The sequence below is a fragment of the Bradyrhizobium sp. 17 genome (genome assembly GCF_023073515.1).
Taxonomy (GTDB): Bacteria; Pseudomonadota; Alphaproteobacteria; order Rhizobiales; family Xanthobacteraceae; genus Bradyrhizobium; species Bradyrhizobium canariense_D.
On sequence record NZ_JADPJQ010000124.1, the window covers coordinates 410,137 to 422,142 of the forward strand.

At 64.6% G+C, this 12,006-nt stretch carries 13 protein-coding genes; 7 read left to right on the top strand and 6 right to left on the bottom strand.

All coding sequences use genetic code 11. The annotated features are described in order from the left end of the window. Positions 1-42 precede the first annotated feature (42 nt). The gene (locus tag IVB13_RS32120; RefSeq protein WP_007602629.1) at positions 43-498 is read right to left on the bottom strand and encodes an iron-sulfur cluster assembly scaffold protein; all 456 of its coding nucleotides are present in this window, start codon (positions 496-498) and stop codon (positions 43-45) included. A gap of 230 nt (positions 499-728) precedes the next feature. Between IVB13_RS32120 and folE the strand changes: the two genes are divergently transcribed. From folE to IVB13_RS32140, 4 genes are all read left to right on the top strand, one after another. Beyond that, complete coding sequence (folE, locus tag IVB13_RS32125) at positions 729-1,421, top strand: GTP cyclohydrolase I FolE (protein WP_007602630.1); 693 nt, start codon at positions 729-731, stop codon at positions 1,419-1,421. 27 nt (positions 1,422-1,448) lie between these two features. After that, positions 1,449-1,871 carry a phosphoribosyl-AMP cyclohydrolase gene (hisI, locus tag IVB13_RS32130; protein ID WP_085351148.1) on the top strand — a complete coding sequence of 141 codons (423 nt, stop codon included), beginning with the start codon at positions 1,449-1,451 and terminating at the stop codon, positions 1,869-1,871. A 131-nt stretch (positions 1,872-2,002) separates the two neighbouring features. Next, the gene (locus tag IVB13_RS32135) at positions 2,003-3,040 is read left to right on the top strand and encodes a lytic transglycosylase domain-containing protein (protein WP_247491278.1); all 1,038 of its coding nucleotides are present in this window, start codon (positions 2,003-2,005) and stop codon (positions 3,038-3,040) included. Positions 3,041-3,244: 204 nt separating this feature from the next. Next, a complete protein-coding gene (locus IVB13_RS32140) occupies positions 3,245-4,420 on the top strand; it encodes a DUF2336 domain-containing protein (RefSeq protein WP_247361988.1) in 1,176 nt (391 codons plus the stop codon). Positions 4,421-4,543: 123 nt separating this feature from the next. Here the strand turns inward: IVB13_RS32140 and IVB13_RS32145 are convergent, their stop codons facing one another. The 3 genes from IVB13_RS32145 to IVB13_RS32155 all read right to left on the bottom strand — a co-directional run bounded on the left by IVB13_RS32145 (position 4,544) and on the right by IVB13_RS32155 (position 6,567). Continuing rightward, positions 4,544-5,122 (bottom strand): Hpt domain-containing protein, encoded by a 579-nt coding sequence (locus tag IVB13_RS32145; protein WP_018455380.1) that lies wholly within the window; start codon positions 5,120-5,122, stop codon positions 4,544-4,546. 31 nt (positions 5,123-5,153) lie between these two features. Beyond that, a complete protein-coding gene (locus IVB13_RS32150) occupies positions 5,154-5,699 on the bottom strand; it encodes a response regulator (protein ID WP_007611745.1) in 546 nt (181 codons plus the stop codon). A gap of 88 nt (positions 5,700-5,787) precedes the next feature. Continuing rightward, entirely contained in the window at positions 5,788-6,567 is a 780-nt protein-coding gene (locus IVB13_RS32155) for an NAD kinase (RefSeq protein ID WP_018455381.1), read from the bottom strand. Between the two features lie 255 nt (positions 6,568-6,822). Here IVB13_RS32155 and IVB13_RS32160 point away from each other — a divergent pair, with 255 nt between their 5' ends. After that, positions 6,823-8,388 carry a peptidase S10 gene (locus IVB13_RS32160; protein ID WP_247491280.1) on the top strand — a complete coding sequence of 522 codons (1,566 nt, stop codon included), beginning with the start codon at positions 6,823-6,825 and terminating at the stop codon, positions 8,386-8,388. Here the strand turns inward: IVB13_RS32160 and IVB13_RS32165 are convergent. Continuing rightward, entirely contained in the window at positions 8,375-9,763 is a 1,389-nt protein-coding gene (locus IVB13_RS32165; protein ID WP_247410758.1) for a serine hydrolase domain-containing protein, read from the bottom strand. The genes IVB13_RS32160 and IVB13_RS32165 overlap by 14 nt on opposite strands. Positions 9,764-9,878: 115 nt before the next feature. Next, on the bottom strand, positions 9,879-10,421 hold the full coding sequence (locus tag IVB13_RS32170) for a tetratricopeptide repeat protein (RefSeq protein WP_085351154.1): 543 nt from the start codon (positions 10,419-10,421) through the stop codon (positions 9,879-9,881). Between the two features lie 242 nt (positions 10,422-10,663). Here IVB13_RS32170 and IVB13_RS32175 point away from each other — a divergent pair, with 242 nt between their 5' ends. Next, the gene (locus IVB13_RS32175; protein ID WP_247371684.1) at positions 10,664-11,023 is read left to right on the top strand and encodes a hypothetical protein; all 360 of its coding nucleotides are present in this window, start codon (positions 10,664-10,666) and stop codon (positions 11,021-11,023) included. A gap of 382 nt (positions 11,024-11,405) precedes the next feature. Continuing rightward, complete coding sequence (locus IVB13_RS32180; protein WP_018455387.1) at positions 11,406-11,801, top strand: hypothetical protein; 396 nt, start codon at positions 11,406-11,408, stop codon at positions 11,799-11,801. Positions 11,802-12,006: the final 205 nt, after the last annotated feature.

A 12,006-nucleotide genomic window follows, 5' to 3' on the forward strand; every position in this document is an offset into this window, starting at 1 on the left:
CTATTTCCGGGCCCTGCGACGAGCCCGGGATCAGCCTCCGAATCAGCCTTGCGCCGCAGCCGGCTGCTTCGCCTTCGCTTCGATCTGGCCGATGGCATCGACCACGGCATCGAAGGTCAGGAGTGTCGAGGCGTGGCGCGCCTTGTAGTCGCGGACCGGCTCGAGGAACTTGATCTCTTCCCATTTGCCTTCAGGAGGCGCGCCGTTCTCCTTCAGCATCTTGCGAACAGTTTCGCGTAACTCACGGAGTTCGCTCGCAGTCGATCCGACGATCTGACTTGCCATGATGGAGGAAGAAGCTTGTCCCAGCGCGCAGGCCTTCACGTCATGGGCGAAGTCAGTGACCTTCTCGCCCTCCATCTTGAGGTCGACCTTGACGGTCGAGCCGCACAGCTTGGAATGGGCGGTGGCGGTGGCATCGGGATCCGGCAACCGCCCGAGCCGCGGAATATTCCCGGCCAGTTCGATGATCCGCTTGTTATAAATGTCGTTCAGCATGTGATGGAGTCCAGCAGGACCGGCCTTGGCGTGCGCCGTCCACGGCCTTATATAGGATCGGAACTGGCGGAAAAACAGTCCAGCGCTGCGGCAGTGGTGTGATCCAGAACCCTGCTGCCGGCGTTACGGCTTGCAGACTTTTCGCAGAAACTGTTCGCTCAGGCGTCCGGCGGTTCGCCGCCCCGTCTGCCGGTGACACTCCGGCCGCAAGGCCGTCGAACGGAGTCGACATGGACGCTACCATCAAATCCATCCGCCCCAACAAGCCCTCCGATCGGCAGCCCGAGAGCCGTCCGGCGGAGCTTGATCCTTCCGAATTCCTCGCCGCCGCCGTCCGCGCCGACCAGCCGCGCCCGGCGCGCGCCGAGGCCGAGCAGGCGGTGAAGACACTGCTCGCCTATATCGGCGAGAATACCAACCGCGAGGGACTGCTCGACACGCCGCGCCGCGTGGTCGAGGCTTTCGACGAACTCTATCAGGGCTACCACCAGTGTCCGGCCGAGGTGCTCGATCGCACCTTCGGCGAGACCGCCGGCTATGACGACTTCGTCCTTGTGCGTGACATCGAGTTCACCTCGCAATGCGAGCATCACATGATGCCGTTCTACGGCAAGGCGCACATCGCCTATACGCCGGTGGAACGCGTGGTCGGCCTGTCGAAGCTTGCGCGCCTCACCGACATCTTCGCCCGCCGGCTCCAGACCCAGGAGCACATGACCGCGCAGATCGCGGCGGCGATCGACGAGATCCTCAAGCCGCGCGGCGTTGCCGTGCTGATCGAGGCCGAGCATACCTGCATGTCGGTGCGCGGCGTCGCCAAGCATGGTGCCTCCACCTTCACCAGCCGCTTCACCGGCATGTTCCGCGACAATCCGGCGGAACAGGCTCGTTTTCTGTCCCTGGTGCGAGGCCTGCAGCGCTGACCTCGCGAATAGACCGGCGAGGGCGTTGTGTCCGCTCACTCCCATGAAACCGAGGAAGGTCTCGCCTTCCTTCCGAGATTCGATGCGGCCGGGCTCGTCACGGTCGTCGCGACCGAATTTGCCACCGGCGACGTGCTGATGGTCGCGCACATGAATGACGAGGCGCTGCGCAAGACCATCGCGACCGGCGAAGCCTGGTACTTCAGCCGCTCGCGCAATGCCTTGTGGCGAAAAGGTGAGACCTCAGGTCAGACCCAGCGCGTGCTCGAGATCCGCACCGATTGCGATCAGGATGCGGTCTGGCTGCGCGTCGAGCAGATCGGCGCTGCGTGTCACACCGGCCGCCGGTCCTGCTTCTACCGCAAGGTCGAGGCCGAAGACGGCGGCGCCAGGCTCGTCTTTGTCGATGCGGACAGGCTGTTCGATCCGGACGCGGTGTACAAGAAGTAGTCCTGCCGTCATGCGGAGGGCGGCGCTGGCGGCCCGAATTTACCCCGCATTAACCATATCTGTCCCACGGTGAGACGACAGGGCGTCGAATTGCCGGCGCGCCTCAACGCCATGCGGGCGGGCACTTCATCATGTCGGTCGACAATTCCAGTGTCTCACAGGCGGCGGTCCTTGATCCGTCGCGGGCACGCGTCGCCAGTGCGATCAAGCAGGCCTCGAACGTAGGTGGCGTCAGCTTCCAGTACATGCTGACCACCGCCAAGATGGAATCGGATTTCGATCCCACGGCGGGGGCGACTACGTCATCCGCGCACGGGCTCTACCAGTTCATCGACCAGACCTGGCTTGGCACGGTGAAGGAAGCGGGCACCCAGCTCGGCTATGGCAACTATTCGGACGCCATCACCAGGACGTCGTCGGGCACCTACACCGTCGATGATCCCGCGATGAAGCGGTCGATCATGAAGCTGCGCGACGATCCGAAGGCCGCCTCCAGCATGGCGGCTGCGCTGACGCAGTCGAACAGCTTCAAGCTCACCGGCCTGCTCGGCCGCAGGCCGTCCGACAGCGAACTCTACATGGCGCATTTCATGGGCGTCGGCGGCGCCGCGAAACTGATCGCCAATGCCGAGGACAATCCGCAAGCGGTTGGCGCGCGGTTGTTTCCTAACGCGGCGTCCGCCAATCGCTCGATCTTCTACGCCAAGGACGGCCGCGCGCGCAGCATCTCCGAGGTCTATTCCGTGCTGGATGCACGCTACGCCGGCGCGGCAAATTCGAAAACCACCCGCAGCGCGATGGCGATGTATGGCGGCACGCCGTCGACCACGCAGGTCGCGAGCGCCAACGGCGTACAGCCTGCCGCGCCGCTGATCGACAATGCCGCGTATCTCCAGACCTTTCCGAACACACGCGCGGTGATGCCGGTCAGCGCGACAGCGCCAACGACGATCGCGGACAATGCGCCAATCACGCCGGTGTTTCGCTCGATCTATCAGCCCGGCGACACCACCCAGCCGGTCTCGACGACCGTGCAGAAATTGTGGGGCAACAATGCCTCGCTCACCTCGGTCGCACCCGCGACCTCGGTCCCATCGGCAACGCCCGACGTCCGGCCGCCCCAGCCGCTTGATCTGTTCAGCGATCGCAGCGGCACGTTCTCAAGCTAATACGCACTCCCGTATCTCGGACACGTCGCAGCGTGAACGCTGCTGCGCAGCGCCAGACGTGAACCGGCCGCCTTTGTTCCCTTAACAAAACGTCAATAAAACCAGCCAGTTATGGTGAACGCTTTGTTAAGCGTCGTGGTTTATTTTGTGTTGCAGGTGACAAGCCGTCACCGCTTCGTCTTCGTTGCGTAAGCCGGAAGCACCATGATCGTTCGGCAGTTCATCAATTGGATCAGGACGGCGCCCGCCGGCGAGCGGGCCGAGGCGACGCGGGCACTGGCCCGGGCCTGGTTGATCTCAGACCTTTCCCATGACGACCGTATTGCCGCTGAAGGCGCGCTTCTGATGCTGCTCGACGATCCCTCGCCGCTGGTGCGGCAGGCGATGGCCGAGGCGTTCGCGCGCAGTACCGAAGCGCCGGCGTCGATCGTGCGGGCGCTGTCGGCGGACCAGCCGACCGTCGCGCTGCCCGTGCTCGAACATTCTCCGCTGCTGATCGACGCCGATCTCGTCGACATCGTCGCGACCGGCAACGACGAGGTGCAGTGCGCGGTCGCGCGCCGCATCGCGCTGCCGGTATCGGTCTGCGCCGCCATTGCCGAAGTCGGCTGCGCGGCGGCAGCGCTTGAGCTGATCGAAAATCCTCATGCAGAGCTTGCGCCGTTCTCCTGGGATCGCATCGTCGAGCGTCACGGCCATCTTGCCGCGATCCGCGAGGCGATGCTGGTGCTGGAGGATCTGCCGTCTGCCACGCGCGCCGCGCTGGTGGCCAAACTCTCAGAGACGCTGGCTCAATTCGTCGTGGCCCGGAACTGGCTGAGTGCCGACCGCGCCGAGCGCATCGCGACCGAGGCGCGCGACCGCTCCACCATGAACATTGCGGCGCGCTCCCGCGGCGAAGACATGGAAGGGCTTGTTCGGCACCTGCGCATCACCGGCCAGCTCACCGCGGGTCTCATTCTGCGCGCGCTGCTGTCGAACAATCTCGACCTGTTCGATGCGGCGCTGGCTGAGCTCGCCGAGCTGCCGCTGGCGCGCGTGTCCGCGCTGCTGCACGATCGCGGCGGCAACAGCCTGCACGCGCTGCTCCGCCGCGCCGGGCTTCCCGAGGCGACGTTTGCAGCCTTCCAGGTCGCGCTCGATGCCTGCCACGAGCAGGGCTTCGTCGACAGCGACGACAATGCAGCGAGGCTGCGCCGCCGCATGGTCGAGCGCGTACTCACTCATTGCGAGACCGACCGCGGCGCGACCGAGCCGCTGATGGTCCTGCTCCGCCGCTTCGCCACCGAATCCGCGCGCGAAGAGGCAAGGCTGTTCTGCGACGAGCTGGTCGCGGAGGAGACGGTTGATCCGGTGTATGACGATCTGATTGCTGCGTAACGAGACGCTGTAGGGCGGGGCAAAGGCGCATTGCGCCGTGCCCACCGTCTCTCCGCACAATTCATGTCGATTTGTGGGCACGCTTCGCTTTGCCCACCCTACAACACCTCGCGAACGGCGAAGCTACCCCGCCGGCGCGATACTCGGTGCCAGGATCACCTCGAGATGCTCGGGGCGATCGCGGTTGGCGTCGGCGAGATAGTCATCGGCGACCTTGCGCAGGCGCCGGCTGAGTTCGGCGGAGACGCTGATGCTGTCGAGCTTGGTGTTCTCGTGCACGATGGCAAGGATGGCGTTGATGTGGTGCGTGAACAGCTCGGCCGGTACCTTTTCGAGATCGGGCGCGTGCTCGATGACGCGGCACAGGCTCTCGGCTACGCCCGCCGCCGCCGGATAGCCGAAAGTCGCGGCATCGCCCTTGATGTCGTGCGCGGCGCGAAACAACTCGTCGCGCCTGTCCTTGCTGAAGCCGTCGTGCCGGATGGCGACGTAGGCGGCCGACAGCCGGTTGATCTCGGTCGCCATCCAGTCCTTGAACTCGCCAGCAAGGCCCGCGAGCGCCTGTTCGGCGCGGCCGATCGGATCGTCCATGTCTTTGTCTTCGACGCGGCGCAGGACCGACCGCAGCGGGTTGGGCTGCGTGATGATTTGATGCGTGGCGAAGGCCGTGATCTCGATGTCTCTTGCGCTGTTCTTCGCCATGATATCGGCCTCGATCGTGAGAGACGTTGCGCTAGATGGAGGAGCGGGCCTTGTCGAGCAGCGAGGGCTGCTGCAGCACCTCGTGCTTTTCGCCGACGCGGCGCTCGGGGCCCATATAGGCTGAGTTGATGTTGCGGCGGCGGTCCGGGCCGAAATAGGTCTTGGTCTTGATGAAGGGGCGGGGACTGGCGACCACGTTGAGGATGCGCTGGTAGAGCCCCTTGGCCGAGATCGGCTTGGCCAGAAATTCGGTGACGCCGGCATCGCGCGCCACCGTGACGCGGCGCTTCTCGGAATGGCCGGTCAGCATGATGATCGGCGCGTAGGGATTGCCCTTGGATTCCGGCTGCCGGATCATCTGCGCCAGCTCGAGCCCATCGAAGATCGGCATCGCCCAGTCGGTGATGACGATGTCGGGCACGTAATGGCTGTACATTTCCAGCGCCGTGGCGCCGTCCTCGGCCTCGTAGACTTCACGCGCGCCAAAGGAATGCAGCAGCGTCCGCAGGATGCGGCGCATGTGCGGATTGTCGTCGCAGACGAGGAAACGCAGCTTGTTGAAATCGATGCGGAACATGGAGCCCGGGCCGAAGTGGTCAACTTTCGTTAACCATATCTCGCCGGGGGTTAATGAAGGGTTGCGATCGGCAGTCCGACGAGGCGGCTCAGGAGCCGAACTGTTCGCGCAGAATGCGCTCTTCCAGGCTATGACCGGGGTCGAACAGCATGCGCATCGAGATGGTCTTGTCGGACAGCACCTCGACGCGGCGAACATCGCGCACCTCGTCGTGGTCGGCGACCGCCGCCACGGGGCGCTTGTCGCCCTCCAGCACCTCAATCACGACATAAGCCGTGTTCGGCAGCAGCGCGCCGCGCCAGCGTCGTGGGCGGAAGGCGCTGATCGGCGTCAGCGCCAGCAGCGCGGCATTGATCGGCAGGATCGGTCCCTGGGCGGACAGATTGTAGGCGGTCGAGCCAGCCGGCGTTGCCACCATGATGCCGTCGGCGATCAGCTCGGACATGCGCTCGCGCTCGTCGATCAGGATCCGCAGGCGCGCGGCCTGGTAGGTCTGCCGGAACAGGGCGACCTCGTTGATGGCGTGATGCAGGTGGACGCGGTCGTTGGCATCGGTCGCGCGCATCAGGAGGGGGTGGATTTCTGATTCCTGCGCGGCCTCGAGGCGGGCTCGAAGATCGACGGTCGAGTACTCGTTCATCAGGAAGCCGACGGTGCCGCGGTGCATGCCGTAGATCGGCTTGCCCGTATGCATGTGCTGATGCAGCGTCTGGAGCATGAGCCCGTCGCCGCCGAGTGCGACCACGATGTCGGCGTCCTTCGGATCGCAATTGCCGAAGTCCCTGGTGAGCTGGCCGAAGGCGGCTTGCGCCTCGCTGCTCGGGCTGGCGACGAAGGCGATCTGGTCGTATCGCGCTGGCTTGGTCATGGTTTCCGGGCAGGGCCGCTGGCTCGAGAAAGTTCCGCCGGGCTCGTCTAACGATCTCGACCCCGATTGTCGAGGATGACCACCCTTCACAGCAGTCCGGCAACTGCCCATTCCGATTTGAGGATGAAACCGGGTCGATTTGTGGCCCACCGGGCTCTTCAGGCGCCGCCGGAGCCATGATCCCCCAAACCGTCGCAATTCCGCGCTAGCCTTGCGGTCCGCACCGGTGGTCGTCGCCGGGCAGGGAGAACGACCATGAATATGAATATGCCGGTGCTCCGCCGTGCGACCCTGGTGCTGGCGGTATCGGCATTCGCGCTCGCAGGATTGGCGCGCGCCGACGATCCGCCGCAGCCGCGCGCCGAGGCGGCAGCGCCAGCCGGACAGAAGGGCGGGCGCGGCGGCGCACAAAGCGCGTCGCAGAATGCATCGCCATCCGCCGAGCCGCACCGTCTTCCGTCGGATTCGACCACGAAGCAGAAACTCGATCTTCCCGGCCGCAGCCTCAATTTCGCAGCGACCGCTGGTTCGATCCGCGTGTTCGACGGCAAGGGTGAGCCGGTGGCCGACATCGCCTATACATCCTATGAGCTCGACGGCGCAGACCGTGCGACGCGCCCGGTGACGTTCCTGTTCAATGGCGGGCCCGGTGCGTCGTCGGCATGGCTCCAGTTCGGCGCGGCCGGGCCGTGGCGGCTGCCGCTCGATGGCGAAGCGCTGTCGCCGTCCGCCTCGCCCGAGGTGAAGCCGAACGCGGAGACCTGGCTCGATTTCACCGATCTCGTCTTCATCGACCCCGTCAGCACCGGCTACAGCCGCTTCGTCGCGAGCAGCGATGACGCGCGCAAATCGTTCTACTCCGTCGACGGCGATGTCAATTCGATCGCGTTGGTGATCCGCCGCTGGCTCGAGAAGCACGACCGGCTGACCTCGCCGAAATACGTCGCCGGCGAAAGCTATGGCGGCATTCGCGGGCCGAAGGTGGTGCGCCAGTTGCAGCTCCAGCACGGCGTCGGCGTCAGGGGATTGATCCTGGTGTCGCCGCTCCTGGACTTCCGCGAATTCACCGGCACCAGCCTCCTGCAATATGTCGCGACGCTGCCGAGCTATGTGGCGGTGGCGCGCGAGGCGAAAGGCCCGGTCAAGCGCGCCGATCTCGCCGACGTCGAGGCCTACGCGCGCGGCGAATTCCTGGCCGACCTCGTCAAGGGCGAGGCGGACAAGGAGGCGACCAATCGTCTTGCCGACAAGGTCGCCGAGCTCACCGGCGTCGACCAGGCGGTGAGCCGTCGGCTTGCCGGCCGCTTCGACGTCGGCGAATTCCGCCGCGAATTCGACCGCAAGAACGGCAAGGTGACGGGGCGCTACGATGGCTCGGTGCGCGGCTTCGATCCCTATCCGGATTCGAGCAGCTCGCGGTTCGGTGATCCCTCCGGCGATGCGCTGCAGGCGCCGCTGACGAGTGCGGCGGTTGACCTGTTGACACACAAGCTCAACTGGCGGCCCGACGGCTCCTACGAGGTGTTGAACGGCGCCGTCGAAGGCCGCTGGGATTTCGGCCGCGGCATCAACCCGCCGCAGTCGGTCTCCGAGCTGCGCCAGATCCTCGCCACCGATGCGAAGCTGAACGTGCTGGTCGCGCACGGCCTGTTCGATCTCGCCACCCCCTATTTCGGATCGAAGCGGGTGCTCGACCAGTTGCCGGCCTTCGCAACGCAGCGGGTCAAGTTCGTGGTCTATCCCGGCGGCCACATGTTCTATTCGCGCGACGGCTCGCGGCAGGCTCTTCGGAGCGAAGTCGAGACTCTCATTCGGGAGTAGGCCGTCGCGTGCGCGGCTTGTATCTTCGTCCGATCTCACGCGCCACGACGGCCGCAGGCTTGATGTTGGCGCCCGCGATCCAGACGTCACTGACCTTGCCGCGCTTGTCGCGGACGCGGCGGACCGGCTCGCCGTGGCTGGAGTAGCCGGCGGCCCAGGCGAGCTTGCCGGTGTCGCGGCCGGTGACCTCGATCTCGGCGGCGTCCATGAACGGGTTGTTGAACTGGGGATTGGCGACCAGCACGCGGTTGCCGACCGGCACGAGGTCGTTCGCGCCCCAGATCGTCCACCAACGGCCGGTCCAGTCGCGCACGCGGCGGTCGGGTGCACCACGGGACTGGAAGACGCGCAGGATCTGCATCGCGCCGTCCATCCAGAACGGGGCCGCGCCGTCGATGGAGTTGCTGAGGATGCTGATCGCGAGCTCGCAAGCGGGGATGGAGCAGGTCCTGGAGATGTAACCTTGAAAGCCGCCGCCATGGCCCAACCAATCCCAGCCGTCGGTTTTGCCGGCGTTGACGCCGAGGCCGTAATAGGCCTCGAAGCTTTGCGGCACGCGCCAATGGTTTCGCGTCATCTCGCGGCGGCTTGCGACCGATAGCACGCTCTTTTTCGCATTAGGCGCGAGCTGCGCGTAGAAGCGGGCGGTATCGGCGGCGGTCGCGATGAAGCCGGCGGCGGAGGCCATCGCGTGCGCGGGATTGTCGCCGGGGATCACGCATCGCTCTCCGTACGGCAGCTTGCGAGTGTGGCCGCGCGCGAACGACGCGCCCTTGGGAAGCGGCGCGTCCGGCTCGGTCTCGCGCAGGCCCGCAGGTTCGATGATCTCGCGCTTGATCCAGACCGGGTAGGGCTCCTTCGTCACGGCCTCGATGACGAGACCGATCAGCCCAAAGCCGTGATTGGAATATTTGAAGCGTGTGCCCGGCTCGATTGCGGTCGGCCGCTTCAATTCCGCGAGCAGCTCGCTCGCGTCGAGATAGGGACGGCTGTCGATGAACTGGCCGGAATCGGCGCCGTCGCGCGTCAGTCCCGCGCTGTGCGAGAGCACTTGCGCAATCGTCGTTTCGGCGACGCGCGGATGCAGGCCGGCGACATGTTGGCCGATGGAATCGTCGAGCCGGAGCTTGCGCTGCTCGCGCAGCTTCATGATGCCGGCCGAGGTAAAGCTCTTCGAGTGCGAGGCGATGCGGAAGCGGTGGCGCGGGGTGAGCTTCTCGCCGGTGTCGAGATTGGCGAGGCCGAACGCATGCTCGGCAACCACCTCGCCGCGATGGACGAAGGCGACCATGACGCCCGGCTGGTGGATTGTGGTGTGCTGGAATTCGATCCAGGAGCCGATGTAGTCGATCGCGGATCGCAGCCACTTGTCCATTGCGCACCGATTTACCAGGAGAGTGTTTGATGCGAGAGGCTAACCGAGAACGCAGAACGGGCACAACCCTGAGGTTGTGCCCGTTCGTCCCATTCGGAGATGCGATGTTCTGTTCTTAATAGACCAGCGTCGCTCCGGTCGGCTTGTCGAGCGCGGCGGCGAGCGAGCGATATTCGGAGCTGTCGGTGCCGGCGAGCGAGGCGAGCTTGTTCAGGTGATACTGCGCCTGCTCGCGGTTGCCCTGCTCGAGCTGCCAGAGGCCATAATACTGCCAGGTGCGGACGTGGTTCGGATCGTCCTTCAGCGCGAGCTCGTAATAGACCTTCGACGACTGGTAGTCGCCGAGCTTGCGATAGGAGTAGCCGATCAGATTGGCGACGTCGGCGACGTCGTCGCGCTTGAGCGACTTCAGCTGGCCGATCGCGCCGGTGTAGTCGTGATTGTCATAGATCGTGGTGTAGGCGGTGCGATAGGCAGCAAGGAATTTCGGATCGCTGACCGAGGAGCTCTTCTTCTTGCCCTTCTTGGTTGAGGTGTCGGATTTCGGTGGCGAGGAGGGCTCATCGCTGCCGGCGGCATAGGCGCTGGTCAGCACCGGCGCCGCTGCCAACGACACGGCGACAAGTCCCGGCACAAGAAGCATTGAGAGTTTGCGCATATAAGTTCTCCGGTATGGAACGTGGCGATCCTACACGATTGCCCAAAGACCGGAACACCCATCAGGCAAAAACATTCCCGGCATCCTGGCCTAGCGCGGATGACAAACTTGTCATCCAGATGAACGGGAGCCTGCTGTGGGCTTCAGATTGGGTTCAGTGCGAGCCTCCTAGGCTCCAACCTACGATCAAAGGGTTGGCGAGAGGGCGCCCGCCTCAAGATCCTTCCAAGAGGAGACCAACCATGTTGAAAACCATTTCCGCAGCCTTGCTCGCAGCCTCCGTGATCGCAGCCCCGGCCTTCGCAGCCGAGACCACCACGACCACGCCGGTGATCAAGGCAGACCAGAGCCAGACCAAGGTGTCGACCACCGCCGCGAAACCCGATGCCGGCCTCAAGGCCAACGCCAAGGCTTCGGACGTCAAGGCCGATGCCAAGGTGGACACCAAGTCGAAGGCGATGAACGCCAACGCCGCCGTCACACCGGACGAGCACAAGACCGTGCGCAAGCATCGCCACCACCACAAGCATCTGTCAGCGAAGAAGTCGCTGAAGACGCAGCCGGACGTGACCAAGCCGGCGACGATGGAGAAGCGCAGCTAACGACTGAGCCTGCGCGGCGGCGTCCTAGCATTGCCCCGGCCGCCGCGTGAGGAATTCAGGCCCGGCCCGTTCGTCACGCCTTGCGCGAAAGCTCGAGGTGCTGGCGGCGGGCCGGTATGACCATGCTGAAGCCCGCGAGCAACGTCCCAGATTTGGCGGCCGCAAACAAAACCTCGAAAACAACCCCATGCACAGTAGCGGGTCGTAGATAAATCAATGGTTCGGCGTATTTGCGGATTTTACGAATCCGTTTGACTCGTCGGGCAAAACACCTGTAGACATGCATCATTGCAACCTTGGGGCTGGAACGTCTCCGAGACTGATCGAGCGGAGAGCGTAAGCGGTGCGGCGACTAGCGGAACGCGCAGTGAGCTTGGCGTTGATGCTGGCACTGCCGCTGGCGCTCACGGGATGTTTCGGCAGCGATGGTGACCGTCCAACCCTGATGGAGGGGACCCAGGCCGGAGGTCCACAACCGTTCCCGGATAATTTCCGTGGCGACACGCTGGCCTTGATGCGCAGCTATCTGAACAATCCTGTCGGCGTGCGTGACGCCAGCATGGCCGAGCCGGCGCAGCGCGAGGTCGGAGGCCGCCAGTTCTACGTCAGTTGCCTGCACTTCACCCCACGCGAGACCGACGGCACCTACAAGGCCATGAGGGAGCGCGCCGTGATCTTCGTCAACGGCCGGGCGGACCGCGTCGTCGATCGCGCCAGCGAGCTGTGCGCGGGCGCAGTTTACGTACCCTTTCCGGAACTTGAAAAGATGACGCGGTAGCGCAAAGCCCACCTTCATCGCTTGGTGATAGACAAAGCCCGCCGGAGCTGCCGGATCACATTTCGGGGAGCTTTGAACGGGGTGGTTTCGCGTTGCGACTAATCGTTACGGAATGTTTTGTTTCCGACGGAAAAAACCGTCGGCACGCGCCTGTCGGACGGAACAAAATCGCGCTGTTGCCGCTCCGTCACAGTAACGAACGATC